This window comes from Thalassococcus lentus (assembly GCF_028023555.1).
GTDB classification, from domain to species: Bacteria; Pseudomonadota; Alphaproteobacteria; order Rhodobacterales; family Rhodobacteraceae; genus Thalassococcus_A; species Thalassococcus_A lentus.
This window is the reverse complement of sequence record NZ_JAQIOY010000001.1, coordinates 39,213-52,717: the sequence shown is the minus strand read 5'-3', so window position 1 is coordinate 52,717 and position 13,505 is coordinate 39,213. Positions and strand designations below refer to the sequence as shown.

Below are 13,505 nucleotides of genomic sequence, written 5' to 3'. Positions count from 1 at the left end.
GATGGCGGGGTGAACCCCGCCCTACCCACCACCGTAGGGTGGGCCGCAGGTCCACCGCCCACACGAAAAATAGGGAGCCAATACCATGGCAAAGGAAAAGTTTGAGCGCGGTAAACCGCATTGCAACATCGGCACGATTGGTCACGTTGACCACGGCAAGACGACGCTGACGGCGGCGATCACGAAGTACTTTGGAGACTTCCAGGCGTACGATCAGATTGACGGCGCGCCGGAAGAGAAGGCTCGTGGCATCACGATCTCGACCGCGCACGTTGAGTACGAGACGGACGCGCGTCACTACGCCCACGTCGACTGCCCCGGCCACGCCGACTACGTGAAGAACATGATCACCGGTGCTGCGCAGATGGACGGCGCGATCCTGGTTGTGAACGCGGCCGACGGCCCGATGCCACAGACGCGTGAGCACATCCTGCTTGGCCGTCAGGTTGGTATTCCGGCGATGGTTGTTTTCCTGAACAAGGTTGATCAGGTTGACGACGAAGAGCTTCTGGAGCTGGTTGAGATGGAAGTTCGTGAACTTCTGTCCGAGTACGATTTCCCGGGCGACGATATTCCGATCATCGCGGGCTCTGCGCTTGCGGCGATGGAAGGCCGTGACGAGAACATCGGCGAGAACAAGATCAAGGAACTGATGGCGGCCGTGGATGAGTACATCCCGCAGCCTGAGCGCGCGATTGACCAGCCGTTCCTGATGCCGATCGAAGACGTTTTCTCGATCTCGGGTCGTGGTACCGTTGTGACCGGCCGTGTTGAGCGTGGCGTGATCAACGTGGGTGACGAAATCGAGATCGTGGGCATCCGCGACACCTCGAAGACGACCTGCACCGGCGTTGAAATGTTCCGCAAGCTGCTGGACCGCGGTGAAGCGGGCGACAACATCGGCGCGCTGCTGCGTGGTGTTGACCGTGAAGGCGTTGAGCGTGGCCAGGTTCTGTGTAAGCCAGGTTCGGTGAACCCGCACACGAAGTTCGAAGCCGAGGTCTACATCCTGACCAAGGAAGAAGGCGGCCGTCACACGCCGTTCTTTGCGAACTACCGTCCACAGTTCTACTTCCGTACGACGGACGTGACCGGCACGGTTGAGCTTCCTTCGGGCACCGAGATGGTGATGCCTGGTGACAACCTGAAGTTCAACGTCGAGCTGATCGCCCCGATCGCGATGGAAGAAGGCCTGCGCTTCGCGATCCGCGAAGGTGGCCGCACCGTCGGTTCCGGCGTCGTCGCCAAAATCGTCGCGTAAATTTATACGCCGTTGCCGAGGCAGTCAGCGGGTTGATCCAACCCTGCCCTGCCAAGGCCGACAAACCTAAAAAAGAGGCGCGCTTTCGCGCCTCTGGAAATACGGGTTCGAAGAGGGGGCCGGATGGTCCGGCTTCCTCCTCTCAATCCAAACGCCAAGATAGGCTAGAAACATGCAAAGCCAGAACATCCGGATCCGGCTCAAGGCGTTCGACTACCGCGTCCTGGACGCGTCGACGCAAGAGATCGTGAACACCGCAAAGCGGACCGGCGCGCAGGTGCGTGGCCCGATCCCGCTGCCGAACAAGATCGAAAAATTCACCGTTCTGCGTGGTCCCCACGTGAACAAGAAGTCCCGTGATCAGTTCGAGATCCGCACGCACAAGCGTATGCTTGATATCGTGGATCCGACCCCGCAGACCGTGGACGCCCTGATGAAGCTCGACCTCGCCGCTGGCGTTGACGTCGAGATCAAGGTGTAAGGGGGGCTACAGACAATGCGCTCTGGAGTTATTGCAAAAAAGATCGGCATGACCCGTCTCTTCATGGAAGACGGCAAGCAGATCCCCGTCACTGTTCTTCAGCTGGATCAGCTGCAGGTCGTGGCTCAGCGTACCGCAGACAAGGATGGCTACAGCGCCGTTCAGCTCGGTGCAGGCGCCGCCAAGGCGAAGAACACATCCAAGGCTATGCGCGGTCACTTTGCGGCTGCCAAGGTGGAACCAAAGCGTAAGATCGCTGAATTCCGCGTTAGCCCTGAGAACCTGATTGAAGTGGGCGAGGAAATCATCGCTGACCATTACTTTGAAGGTCAGTACGTTGATGTGTCCGGCACCACGATCGGTAAAGGTTTCGCCGGTGCCATGAAGCGGCACAACTTCGGCGGCCTGCGTGCCACGCACGGTGTTTCGATTTCGCACCGTTCGCATGGTTCGACTGGTCAGTGTCAGGATCCCGGCAAAGTCTTCAAAGGTAAGAAGATGGCCGGCCACATGGGTGCCGTTCGTGTCACCACGCAGAACCTGCAGGTCGTCAAGACCGACAGCGATCGTGGTCTGATCATGATCAAAGGCGCCGTTCCTGGCTCCAAGGGTGGTTGGGTGACAATCAAGGACGCGGTCAAGAAGCCGACGCCCGAGAATGTCGTTCTGCCTGCTGCGCTGAAATCTGCACAAGCCGCGGCTGAAGAGGCCCCCGCTGAAGAAGGAGGCGAGGCATGAAACTTGACGTGATCAAACTGGACGGCGGTAAAGCTGGATCTGTCGAACTGACGGACGAGATCTTTGATCTCGAGCCGCGCGCCGACATCCTGCACCGTGTGGTCCGCTGGCAGCGTAACAAAGCGCAGGCCGGTACGCACAAGGTCAAGACCCGCTCGGAAGTCAGCTACTCGACCAAAAAGATCTATCGCCAGAAAGGCACCGGCGGCGCACGTCACGGTTCCCGCAAGGCGCCTATCTTCCGCAAGGGTGGTATCTACAAGGGCCCGACACCGCGCAGCCATGCGCATGATCTGCCCAAGAAGGTCCGCGCACTGGGTCTGAAGCACGCTCTGTCGGCCAAGGCCAAAGCAGGCGCGCTGATCGTGATCGACAACGCCGAGAGCGATGGCAAGACATCCTCTCTGGCCAAGCAGGTTGCAGGTCTGGGCTGGAAGCGCGCCCTGATCATCGATGCGCAGGTCAACGAGGGCTTTGCCCAGGCCGCCCGCAACATTGATGGTCTGGATGTGCTGCCCAGCATGGGCGCTAACGTCTATGACATCCTCAAGCGTGACACGCTGGTGCTCACGAAGGCTGGTGTCGAAGCACTGGAGGCTCGTCTGAAATGAGCGCTAAGGCAGAACATTACGATGTGATCCGCAAGCCGGTCATCACTGAAAAGGCCACCATGGCGTCCGAGAACGGCGCGGTTGTCTTCGAAGTGTCGATCGATGCGAACAAACCACAGATCAAAGAGGCCGTTGAGGCTCTGTTTGGTGTGAAGGTGAAAGCGGTCAACACGACGATCACCAAAGGCAAGACCAAGCGTTTCCGCGGCCAGATGGGCAAGCGGAAAGACGTGAAGAAAGCCTATGTGATGCTTGAAGAAGGCAACACAATCGACGTCTCGACTGGTCTCTGATCGGTACGAAAAGACTTAGGGAAGGCCCTCGGCAATAGCCGGGGGCCTTTTCGTTTCGCAGGTCGGTCCAAAAGAAGTGCGACACCCTGACCGGACCTTTCGTAGCTTTTCTGGCAGGCAACGATTGCGTAACTGAGACTGACCTATATGACTGGTGCATCCTAAAGGAATGAGCAGGCATGTTTGACCACTCCCATGCACCGACAAAAGAGCCTAAAGATCGCCCCGCAAGGGATTGGATCAAAGTACTGGCGAAGTATCGCGACCCGAGCACGTCGCGTAGCATCTTTGAGCTGGCCATCACGCTGGTGCCCTTTGTTGGTCTTTGGGCTCTGGCATGGGCGGCCTTGTCCGTCAGTGCGTGGCTGACCGTTGCGATTTCGCTGGCAAATGCGGCCTTTTTGCTGCGGCTGTTTGCCATTCAGCATGATCTGGGACATGGCGCATTTCTCAAGCAACGCGATCTCAGCGATTGGGTCGGACGCGGCCTGGGGGTCTTGACCATGACCCCCTATGATGTGTGGCGACGCACCCATTCCATGCATCACAGCGCCTCTGGCAACCTTGGTCGTCGCGGGATTGGCGATATTCACACCAAGACTGTCGCCGAATACAACGCGTTGTCCAAGCTGCAAAAGCTCAAATATCGGTTGTACCGAAACCCCTTGGTGCTGTTTGGTCTAGGCCCGCTGTACCTGTTCTTTTTCCAGAACAGGCTGCCTTTGGGGCTAACCGACAAAGCCAAGTTCTGGAGCAGCGCCATGTTGACCAACTTGGCAATTCTGGCGGCGCTTGGTGTGATCTACTTTTTTGGTGGCTGGGCCCCGATTGTCCTGATCTTTGTACCCTCTACGCTTTTGGCGGCGACCGCCGGCGTATGGTTGTTCTACGTTCAGCATCAGTTCGAGGACACCTATTGGGAATCCGAAAACGGCTGGGACATGCATGAGGCTGCACTGCATGGCAGTTCTCACTACGTGCTGCCGCCAGTGCTGAATTGGATCAGTGCGAATATCGGCATTCACCACGTACACCATCTTTACAGCCGCATTCCCTTTTACCGGCTGCCTGAGGTCCTGCGCGATCATCAGGAACTGGCCATGGGCAACCGCATGACCATTCGTCAAAGCCTTGCGAATGCGCGGCTTCACCTGTGGGACGAAAAATCCCGGCAATTGATGTCTTTTGCGCAGGCTCGTGCCCTGAGGGCCTAACGGGCGGGTTCGCCACGTTTCTCAAATGACATGAAACCTCGGCCTCGTGGCCGGGGTTTTTCTTTTGGCCTAGATCAAAGACGGCATCTGTCCCCGCAGCCTATCGTGTTCAACAAACAGCGAAGAGGAGCGCGAAATGACGGATTGGAGCCAACAAGAACAGATTTTGAAAACGCGGCGCGCCGAATTGGTCGGAGAAATCAGGCAGATCGAAGACCAACTCGACGATGAACCACCCAAGGATTGGGAAGACCGCGCCTCCGAGCGGCAGGGCGATGAAGTGCTGGAATCACTGGGTGCCCACGACGCCGCCGAACTACGCCAGATCGACGGAGCTTTGGCGCGCATTGCCGAGGGCACCTATGGCGAATGCGTACAGTGTGGGAACAGCATTTCAACCGAAAGGTTGGCGGCGCTGCCTGCGACCCCGTTTTGCAAGACTTGTGCGATCTAAGCCGAAGTTTCACGCATCGAGCGCGGACGTAAGCCGCGGGGGTGGACCGTCGAGAACGAACCTTTGGCGTGTCTGTTGGTGGTGGTGAGCGATCGCTTTCAGTCCAAAATGAGATCAGGTGCCTTACGGGCATTGCCCGAGCTACACCGGGCTCTCGCGTCTTAGGGCGTCTGTCGGGGCATGCACTCGCAGTAGCAAAGTCCCCCGAAGCCGCCTTTCGTGCTTGGCCCACTTGACCCCAACCATACCATCCCCTATCAGACGCCATCGGCAGTGGCCCCGGATTCGTCCGGGGCTTTGCCTTTGTTCGTAAGAACGCCAAGAACCGGGCACCTACGGGGGCCTATACTTCGGGTCGAAAGGCCCATGACATAGTGGCCCGAAAGGGCTGCGAAGCTAACGGAAGACAGAAAGCATGGCACTCAAGTCGTACAAACCTACGACGCCGGGCCAGCGCGGGCTGGTGCTGATCGACCGTTCGGAGCTGTACAAAGGACGTCCCGTCAAAGCCCTCACTGAGGGTCTGACGAAATCGGGCGGCCGGAACAACACCGGACGTATCACGGCACGCCGCCGCGGTGGCGGGGCGAAACGCCTCTACCGGATCGTTGATTTCAAACGGAACAAATTCGACGTTGCAGGCACCGTTGCCCGCATCGAATATGACCCCAACCGTACCGCATTCATCGCACTGATCCAGTACGATGACGGCGAGCAGGCCTACGTTCTGGCCCCGCAGCGTTTGGGTGTTGGCGACAAGATCATCGCCTCGGCCAAGGCCGACATCAAGCCCGGTAACGCAATGCCCTTCAGCGGCATGCCAATCGGTACAATCGTTCACAACATCGAACTGAAGCCCGGTAAGGGTGGCCAGATCGCACGCGCCGCGGGCACATACGCCCAGTTTGTTGGCCGTGACGGTGGTTACGCTCAGATCCGCCTCAGCTCGGGCGAGCTGCGTTTGGTTCGTCAGGAATGCATGGCCACCGTTGGTGCCGTGTCCAACCCTGACAACTCGAACCAGAACCTCGGTAAAGCCGGTCGTGTCCGCCACATGGGCAAGCGTCCGTCGGTCCGTGGTGTTGTCATGAACCCGATCGATCACCCGCACGGTGGTGGTGAAGGCCGGACTTCGGGTGGTCGTCACCCGGTTACCCCATGGGGTAAGCCGACCAAGGGCAAGCGCACACGCAACAAAAACAAAGCGTCGCAAAAGCTGATCATCCGCTCGCGTCACGCCAAGAAGAAGGGGCGTTAACATATGGCACGCTCTGTATGGAAAGGCCCTTTCGTTGATGCCTACGTCCTGAAAAAGGCGGAGAAGGCACGCGAGTCGGGCAAGAACGAAGTCATCAAGATCTGGTCGCGCCGGTCAACGATCCTGCCCCAGTTCGTGGGTCTGACGTTCGCTGTCTATAACGGTCAGAAGCATATCCCGGTCAACGTGACCGAGGACATGATTGGCCAGAAATTCGGTGAATACTCGCCGACGCGGACCTACTACGGTCACGCGGCTGACAAAAAAGCCAAGAGGAAATAAGCCATGGGCAAGGATAAAAATCCCCGCCGCGTGGCGGACAATGAAGCGATGGCCAAGCTGCGTATGCTGCGCACGTCGCCTCAGAAGCTGAACCTCGTGGCTCAGTTGATCCGTGGTAAGAAGGTAGACAAGGCTCTGACCGATCTGACCTTCTCCAAAAAGCGGATCGCTGTGGACGTGAAGAAATGCCTTCAGTCTGCTATCGCAAACGCCGAGAACAACCACGGTCTGGACGTCGACGAACTGGTCGTCGCCGAGGCCTATGTCGGTAAGAACCTGGTGATGAAGCGCGGTCGTCCGCGTGCACGTGGCCGCTTTGGTCGCATCAACAAGCCGTTCTCGGAACTCACCATCAAGGTGCGCCAGATCGAGGAGCAAGCCTAATGGGTAACAAAACCAATCCGATCGGAATGCGCCTTCAGGTCAACCGCACCTGGGACAGCCGCTGGTACGCCGACACCAAGGACTACGGTGATCTGCTGCTGGAAGACATCGCCATCCGCGATTTCATCCACGAAGAGTGCAAGCAGGCTGGCGTTGCCCGCGTGATCATTGAACGCCCCCACAAGAAGTGCCGTGTGACAATCCACACTGCGCGTCCGGGCGTGATTATCGGCAAAAAAGGCGCTGATATCGAAGTGCTGCGCAAGAAGCTGGCGGCTATGACCGACAGCGAGCTGCACCTCAACATCATCGAAGTGCGCAAGCCTGAACTGGACGCTCGTCTGGTTGGCGAAAGCATTTCGCAGCAGCTGGAGCGCCGGGTTTCTTTCCGTCGCGCCATGAAGCGTGCCGTGCAGAACGCAATGCGTATGGGTGCCTTGGGCATCCGGGTTAACGTCGCGGGCCGCCTTGGTGGTGCCGAGATCGCCCGGACCGAATGGTACCGCGAAGGCCGTGTGCCTCTGCACACGCTGCGTGCTGACATTGACTACGCAAATGTCGAGGCGGAAACCGCCTATGGCATCATCGGGATCAAGGTCTGGATCTTCAAAGGTGAGATCATGGAGCACGATCCTTCCGCGCGTGACCGCAAGGCACAGGAACTCCAGGACGGCCCAGCCCCACGCGGTGCTGGCGGTCGTCGGTAAAGGGGACGGATAGATGCTTCAACCAAAGCGTACAAAATTCCGCAAAATGCACAAAGGTCGGATCAAGGGCCTCGCCAAAGGCGGCTCTGATCTGAACTTTGGCTCCTACGGCCTCAAGGCGCTTCAGCCTGAGCGTGTGACAGCACGTCAGATCGAAGCAGCCCGTCGTGCCATGACGCGTCACATGAAGCGTCAGGGCCGGGTCTGGATTCGCATTTTCCCGGACACGCCTGTCACCGCCAAGCCCATCGAAGTTCGTATGGGTAAAGGTAAGGGTTCCGTCGATCGCTGGACCTGCAAGGTCAAGCCTGGTCGCGTGATGTTCGAAATCGATGGCGTCAACGACGAGATCGCGCGCGAAGCGCTGCGTCTCGCCGCGATGAAGCTGCCGGTCAAGACACGCGTCGTGGTTCGCGAAGACTGGTAACCGGTTGCTCTGCCGCCGAGCGGGCGGCAGTCGTCTTTACTTGTAAGGACGATGCGAGCCGGTACCGTTGAAAATTGGAAACCCCCGCCTGAACCGGCGGGGGTTTTTCTTTGGGCATATGGACATTGGCTGGACCTGGGCGATTTGCCTCCGGATGATTGCCCGCGTTTGCGCCTCAAATTCGCGACATCGCACTCGTTCTTTTGTGCCAGAGGCGCTAAAGAACCGGCATGTCCCAGATCAAATCTCTCTTTGCGACCCGCCTTTATCATGCCAGCCTGAATGAGTTTGGCTCGATCGACCCTGATGAGCTTGAAGCCTCGTGCTTTTCCATCGCCGAGGATGACGAGGCGGGGCAGGAATGGTGCGAAACCGAAGGCTATCCCGGCTACACGTCTTATGCTTCGTTGACCGACTTGCCGTGGCGGTTCCCGATCTTTGGCGACATCCAGAAGGCACTGGACAAACACGTTGCCGCCTTTGCCAAAGATTTGGAATTTGATCTGGCGGACCGGGCACTGGTGCTTGAAGACATCTGGATCAACATCCTGCCTCCCGGCGGCACGCATTCCAGCCACATTCACCCGCATTCGGTGATCAGTGGAACAACCTATGTGGCGATGCCGGAAGGGGCTGCTGCGCTGAAACTGGAAGACCCGCGCCTACCCATGATGATGGCGGCGCCGACACGGATCAAGGACTGCCGAGAAGAACTGCGCAGTTTCGTTTACGTCAAACCCGAAGTTGGGGATGTTCTGCTTTGGGAATCGTGGCTGCGTCATGAGGTTCCCATGAACATGGCGGAAGAGGACGAACGGATCAGCGTCAGCTTCAACTACAAATGGGAATAGGCGGCGCGCTGTGTCCGTGCCGCCTGTCCTGAAAGTGTCATTCGCAAGGGCGTAGCTGTCAGGCTACTGCAACGTCGACCGAGGCATTCACACCTGCCAGTTCAATGTCCTCTGCGGTGACGCCTGTCGCGCCCTGCAGGATCACAATGACGATGCGATCATACAGTCCAGGGTTCTCATACCGGATCGCGACTTCTGTATTCGTGCTTCCGTCGGCGGCAGTCACTTCGCTTACCGTGACGGAGGACAAGGTGTAGTCATCTGAAAGTGGGTCCGCCTCCAGTACAATGCTGTCGACGCCCGGTTCGAAATCTCGAATGACCAGAGTATCGAAAGACACTTCTGCCGGGTCAGAGAAACTGTAGTCGCCCGTTCCAAAGACTGGATTGCCCTCATCATCCAGACGCCCCAGTGCCTGTGCAGCCGAGAAATCGAGGACTGTGTCCGGATCACCTTCATCGACTGTCAGTTCGAAAACATCGGCGCCAGTGCCGCCGAGGGCGACCTGAGTTGACCCTCGCCCGCTTAAATCGGTGAGGACGTCGAAACGGATTGTATCATCGCCGGGGCCACCATCAGGCACCGCAGCATAGCCTTCGCCGGCAAAAGCGCCTCCGATTGCGGAAATAACGTCGTTTCCTTCGCCACCGTTCAGCGCAACATTGATGGCGCCGGTAATCGTGTCATCGCCCAACCCGCCATTGACGACGATGGGTTCGCCGGCGTCGGATTCTACGGAAATGACATCATTGCCATCTCCACCGGAAACTACTGCATCGATGCCATAGAGGGAAATGCTGTCGTTCCCGGCCCCGCCATCAATGACTACGGCCTCGCCGACCACGTCGACGGTATCGTCGCCGGTGCCGGCATCAATATTGAGGCCAACGATACGAGACGCCTCGAGTGCATCACGATCACCGTAGTCATCTGCCGAGAAGAAATCGATCAGGTCGTTACCGTCTGCGGTTTCGATCGAAACCGGACCGTCAAAATCCAGATCAACCGGATCGCCAAGCGCTACGGTGTCATCCCCTTCGCTGCCAAGAAACGTGCCGCTGCCGGATACAGTCAATGAGAGTGGATCGTCTGACGGTTCTGGGGTGTCCGGCGCTGGCACGTCGTCACCGTCCGTATCGGCATCGTCGCTGGGGTTGGCATCCACATCATGAGAACCTGTTGCGGCAAACGCGAACCCGAGGAAACTAAGTAAAACAAGAAACTCCATAACAACCTCAACATGGGGACAATCAACCATAGAGAGAATATCACGGGCCGTTTGCGCCGTCCAAACGGTTCGCGGGGACAGAGCGTTCCCGCAGTCGAAACAATCGGTGTCACATCGCTTGCCTAGCGCTGCATGGCGATGCCCCAGAAACCCCTTGCCAACAATACCCATGACCCCTATACGGCGCGTTCATCCACCTCCACCGGGAATCAGGGTGACCCTCATCAATGCAGGGGCCTTCCGGTGATGTTGATAAAAAGGAAAGGGCGACATGAACGCCAAGGAACTGAATGACAAGACACCGGACCAGCTCCGCGATGAGCTTGTTCAGCTGAAAAAAGAGGCCTTTAACCTCCGCTTTCAGCAGGCCGGTGGCCAGCTTGAGAACTCTGCACGCATCCGTCAGGTGCGTCGCGATGTGGCGCGGGTCAAGACCGTGCTGAACCAAAAGGCCGCGTCCGCGGCATCGGAGGCGTAAGACATGCCCAAGAGAATCCTGTCCGGCACCGTGACCTCCACTGCCAACGCTCAGACCGTGACTGTTCTGGTCGAGCGCCGCTTCAAGCACCCCGTCATGCAAAAGACGGTGAAGCGCACCAAGAAATACCGTGCTCATGATGAGGCGGAAAAGTTCGCTGTCGGCGATATGGTTCGAATCATCGAATGCGCGCCGAAATCGAAAACCAAACGCTGGGAGGTTATTGCTGAATAAGCACTAACCTTTCGGTTTGAACGAAACCCCGGGGTCAATGTCCTAATCAGGCGGCCCCGGAAGTCGGGAGAAACCATATGATCCAGATGCAGACCAATCTGGATGTTGCTGACAACTCCGGCGCACGCCGGGTGCAGTGCATCAAGGTCCTCGGTGGCTCGCATCGCCGCTACGCATCGGTAGGCGATATCATCGTCGTATCCGTGAAAGAGGCCATTCCGCGCGGCCGCGTAAAGAAAGGTGACGTCCGTAAGGCCGTCGTCGTACGCACCGCCAAGGAAGTTCGCCGTGAAGACGGCACAGCAATCCGCTTTGACCGCAACGCCGCCGTGATCCTGAACAACGCAGGTGAGCCGGTCGGTACCCGTATCTTCGGGCCGGTTGTTCGCGAACTGCGCGCCAAGAACTTCATGAAGATCATCTCGCTCGCGCCGGAGGTGCTGTAAGATGGCTGCTAAACTGAAAAAAGGTGACAAGGTTGTCGTCCTGGCCGGTAAGGACAAGGGCAAGACCGGCGAGATCACCCGCGTTATGCCAGCTGCTGGTAAGGCAGTTGTAGATGGCCTGAACATGGCGATCCGCCACACACGTCAAAGCCAGACAAGCCAGGGCGGACGTCTGCCCAAGTCGATGCCAATCGATCTGTCGAACCTGGCGATCGTCGACAAGAACGGCAAGCCGACCCGCGTTGGTTTCCGTATGGAAGGCGACAAGAAAGTCCGCTTTGCCAAGACCACGGGGGACGTGATCGATGCTTGATACCGCAAACTACACCCCGCGTCTGAAGTCTTCTTTTGCTGACACCATCAAGGCAGCAATGAAAGAAGAGTTCGGCTACAAGAACGACATGCAGATCCCTGCACTTGAAAAGATCGTTCTGAACATCGGCTGTGGTGCAGAAGCTGTCCGTGACAGCAAAAAAGCCAAATCTGCCGTTGAAGATCTGACCAAGATCGCTGGCCAGCAGGCCGTCGGCACCAAGGCCAAGAAATCCATCGCTGGTTTCCGCGTACGCGAAGACATGCCATTGGGTGCCAAGGTGACGCTGCGTGGCGACCGGATGTACGAATTCCTCGATCGTCTGATCACCATCGCAATGCCTCGTATCCGTGACTTCCGCGGAGTGAAGCCGAGCTTTGATGGTCGTGGCAACTTCGCCATGGGCCTGAAAGAGCACATCGTCTTCCCTGAAATCGACTTTGATAAAGTCGACGAAGTCTGGGGCATGGACATCATCATCACCACCACTGCGCAGCAATACGGCGATCACTCCGCCGATGCGCAGGCAAAAGCGCTGTTGAAGCATTTCAACATGCCGTTCAACGCGTAAGAGGACCCGCATCATGGCCAAAAAAGCAATGATCGAACGCGAAAAGAAGCGTCAGCGCCTGGTGGAGAAATTTGCCGCCAAGCGTGCTGAGCTCAAAGAGATCGCGAATGACGAAAGCAAGCCGATGGAAGAGCGCTTCAAAGCGCGCCTGAAGCTGGCGAAGCTGCCTCGCAACAGCTCGCCAACCCGTCTGCACAACCGTTGCCAGCTGACAGGCCGGCCGCACGCCTACTACCGTAAGCTCAAAGTCAGCCGTATCGCACTGCGCGAACTCGGTTCGACCGGCCAGCTGCCCGGTATGGTAAAGTCGAGCTGGTAAGGGAGGGTATGATATGAACGATCCTATCGGCGATATGCTCACCCGCATCCGCAATAGCCAAATGCGCGGCAAATCCGTTGTGTCCACACCAGCGTCAAAGCTGCGTGCATGGGTTCTGGATGTGCTGGCGGACGAAGGCTACATCCGCGGTTACGAAAAAGGCACTGATGCGGCGGGTCACCCGACGCTGGAAATCAGCCTCAAGTATTATGATGGCACGCCTGTCATCCGCGAACTCAAGCGGGTCTCCAAGCCTGGCCGTCGCGTATACATGAGCGTGAAAGACATCCCAACGGTCCGTCAGGGTCTGGGTGTGTCGATTGTCAGCACACCCAAGGGTGTGATGTCGGATGCAAACGCACGCGCAGCCAACGTCGGCGGCGAAGTGCTCTGCACCATCTTCTAAGGAGGGCTTCATGTCTCGTATTGGCAAAAAACCGGTCGAGCTGCCCTCGGGTGTCTCTGCGTCCCTTTCGGGCCAGACCATCGAGGTGAAGGGGCCTAAGGGCACCCAGAGCTTTACCGCAACTGACGACGTGACCATCACGATCGAAGACAACACCGTCACTGTAATGCCGCGCGGCAAATCCAAGCGCGCCCGTCAGCAGTGGGGTATGTCCCGCACTATGGTGGCCAATCTGGTCCACGGTGTGACCGAAGTGTTCAAGAAAGAGCTGGAAATCCAGGGTGTGGGTTATCGTGCCCAAGTCCAGGGCAACACGCTCAAGCTGAACCTTGGTTACTCCCACGATGTGGATTTCGCCATTCCTGAGGGTATCAAGATTGCTTGCCCAAAGCCGACCGAGATTATCATCGAGGGGCAGGACAAGCAGGTGGTTGGTGAAGTCGCGGCGAATATCCGCGATTGGCGCCGCCCCGAGCCCTACAAGGGGAAGGGTATTCGCTACAAGGGCGAGTACATCTTCCAGAAGGAAGGCAAGAAGAAGTAAGGATC

The 13,505-nt window shown here is 57.8% G+C and carries 22 protein-coding genes; 21 read left to right on the top strand and 1 reads right to left on the bottom strand.

What is annotated here, in order from left to right; all coding sequences use genetic code 11:
* Nucleotides 1-85 precede the first annotated feature (85 nt).
* The 13 genes from tuf (at nt 86) to PFY00_RS00275 (ending at nt 8,961) form a co-directional block, all read left to right on the top strand.
* Nucleotides 86-1,261, top strand: coding sequence for an elongation factor Tu (gene tuf / locus PFY00_RS00335; protein ID WP_271430527.1), 1,176 nt, complete (start codon nt 86-88; stop codon nt 1,259-1,261).
* A 172-nt stretch (nt 1,262-1,433) separates the two neighbouring features.
* Complete coding sequence (gene rpsJ, locus PFY00_RS00330; protein WP_271430526.1) at nt 1,434-1,742, top strand: 30S ribosomal protein S10; 309 nt, start codon at nt 1,434-1,436, stop codon at nt 1,740-1,742.
* A 15-nt stretch (nt 1,743-1,757) separates the two neighbouring features.
* Nucleotides 1,758-2,480: a 50S ribosomal protein L3 gene (gene rplC, locus PFY00_RS00325; RefSeq protein ID WP_271430525.1), complete on the top strand. Its 723-nt coding sequence runs from the start codon at nt 1,758-1,760 to the stop codon at nt 2,478-2,480.
* Entirely contained in the window at nt 2,477-3,091 is a 615-nt protein-coding gene (gene rplD, locus PFY00_RS00320; RefSeq protein WP_271430524.1) for a 50S ribosomal protein L4, read from the top strand. Before rplC ends, rplD begins: the two co-directional genes overlap by 4 nt.
* Entirely contained in the window at nt 3,088-3,384 is a 297-nt protein-coding gene (locus PFY00_RS00315) for a 50S ribosomal protein L23 (protein ID WP_271430523.1), read from the top strand. Before rplD ends, PFY00_RS00315 begins: the two co-directional genes overlap by 4 nt.
* A 179-nt stretch (nt 3,385-3,563) precedes the next feature.
* A complete protein-coding gene (locus PFY00_RS00310) occupies nt 3,564-4,598 on the top strand; it encodes a fatty acid desaturase (RefSeq protein ID WP_271430522.1) in 1,035 nt (344 codons plus the stop codon).
* A gap of 136 nt (nt 4,599-4,734) precedes the next feature.
* On the top strand, nt 4,735-5,052 hold the full coding sequence (locus PFY00_RS00305) for a TraR/DksA family transcriptional regulator (protein WP_271430521.1): 318 nt from the start codon (nt 4,735-4,737) through the stop codon (nt 5,050-5,052).
* 415 nt (nt 5,053-5,467) lie between these two features.
* On the top strand, nt 5,468-6,310 hold the full coding sequence (gene rplB, locus PFY00_RS00300) for a 50S ribosomal protein L2 (RefSeq protein WP_271430520.1): 843 nt from the start codon (nt 5,468-5,470) through the stop codon (nt 6,308-6,310).
* A gap of 3 nt (nt 6,311-6,313) precedes the next feature.
* Nucleotides 6,314-6,592: a 30S ribosomal protein S19 gene (gene rpsS, locus PFY00_RS00295; protein WP_271430519.1), complete on the top strand. Its 279-nt coding sequence runs from the start codon at nt 6,314-6,316 to the stop codon at nt 6,590-6,592.
* Nucleotides 6,593-6,595: 3 nt separating this feature from the next.
* Entirely contained in the window at nt 6,596-6,976 is a 381-nt protein-coding gene (gene rplV, locus PFY00_RS00290) for a 50S ribosomal protein L22 (RefSeq protein WP_271430518.1), read from the top strand.
* On the top strand, nt 6,976-7,683 hold the full coding sequence (gene rpsC, locus PFY00_RS00285; protein ID WP_271430517.1) for a 30S ribosomal protein S3: 708 nt from the start codon (nt 6,976-6,978) through the stop codon (nt 7,681-7,683). Before rplV ends, rpsC begins: the two co-directional genes overlap by 1 nt.
* 13 nt (nt 7,684-7,696) lie before the next feature.
* Entirely contained in the window at nt 7,697-8,110 is a 414-nt protein-coding gene (gene rplP / locus PFY00_RS00280; RefSeq protein WP_271430516.1) for a 50S ribosomal protein L16, read from the top strand.
* Between the two features lie 230 nt (nt 8,111-8,340).
* Nucleotides 8,341-8,961 (top strand): 2OG-Fe(II) oxygenase family protein, encoded by a 621-nt coding sequence (locus PFY00_RS00275; RefSeq protein WP_271430515.1) that lies wholly within the window; start codon nt 8,341-8,343, stop codon nt 8,959-8,961.
* 58 nt (nt 8,962-9,019) lie between these two features.
* Here PFY00_RS00275 and PFY00_RS00270 read toward each other — a convergent pair whose 3' ends face one another.
* A complete protein-coding gene (locus tag PFY00_RS00270) occupies nt 9,020-10,189 on the bottom strand; it encodes a calcium-binding protein (protein WP_271430514.1) in 1,170 nt (389 codons plus the stop codon).
* Nucleotides 10,190-10,460: 271 nt separating this feature from the next.
* On the opposite strand from PFY00_RS00270, the gene rpmC reads away from it, so the two are divergent.
* From rpmC to rplF, 8 genes are all read left to right on the top strand, one after another.
* Nucleotides 10,461-10,667 (top strand): 50S ribosomal protein L29, encoded by a 207-nt coding sequence (rpmC, locus tag PFY00_RS00265; protein WP_271430513.1) that lies wholly within the window; start codon nt 10,461-10,463, stop codon nt 10,665-10,667.
* Nucleotides 10,668-10,670: 3 nt separating this feature from the next.
* Nucleotides 10,671-10,901: a 30S ribosomal protein S17 gene (gene rpsQ / locus PFY00_RS00260; RefSeq protein WP_271430512.1), complete on the top strand. Its 231-nt coding sequence runs from the start codon at nt 10,671-10,673 to the stop codon at nt 10,899-10,901.
* 77 nt (nt 10,902-10,978) lie between these two features.
* A complete protein-coding gene (gene rplN / locus PFY00_RS00255) occupies nt 10,979-11,347 on the top strand; it encodes a 50S ribosomal protein L14 (protein ID WP_038073566.1) in 369 nt (122 codons plus the stop codon).
* Nucleotide 11,348: 1 nt separating this feature from the next.
* On the top strand, nt 11,349-11,660 hold the full coding sequence (gene rplX / locus PFY00_RS00250; RefSeq protein WP_271430511.1) for a 50S ribosomal protein L24: 312 nt from the start codon (nt 11,349-11,351) through the stop codon (nt 11,658-11,660).
* A complete protein-coding gene (rplE, locus tag PFY00_RS00245; RefSeq protein ID WP_271430510.1) occupies nt 11,653-12,231 on the top strand; it encodes a 50S ribosomal protein L5 in 579 nt (192 codons plus the stop codon). Before rplX ends, rplE begins: the two co-directional genes overlap by 8 nt.
* A gap of 13 nt (nt 12,232-12,244) precedes the next feature.
* Nucleotides 12,245-12,550, top strand: coding sequence for a 30S ribosomal protein S14 (rpsN, locus tag PFY00_RS00240; protein WP_271430509.1), 306 nt, complete (start codon nt 12,245-12,247; stop codon nt 12,548-12,550).
* A gap of 13 nt (nt 12,551-12,563) precedes the next feature.
* Entirely contained in the window at nt 12,564-12,956 is a 393-nt protein-coding gene (rpsH, locus tag PFY00_RS00235) for a 30S ribosomal protein S8 (protein ID WP_271430508.1), read from the top strand.
* A gap of 10 nt (nt 12,957-12,966) precedes the next feature.
* On the top strand, nt 12,967-13,500 hold the full coding sequence (gene rplF, locus PFY00_RS00230) for a 50S ribosomal protein L6 (RefSeq protein WP_271430507.1): 534 nt from the start codon (nt 12,967-12,969) through the stop codon (nt 13,498-13,500).
* The last annotated feature ends 5 nt before the right edge of the window (nt 13,501-13,505 follow it).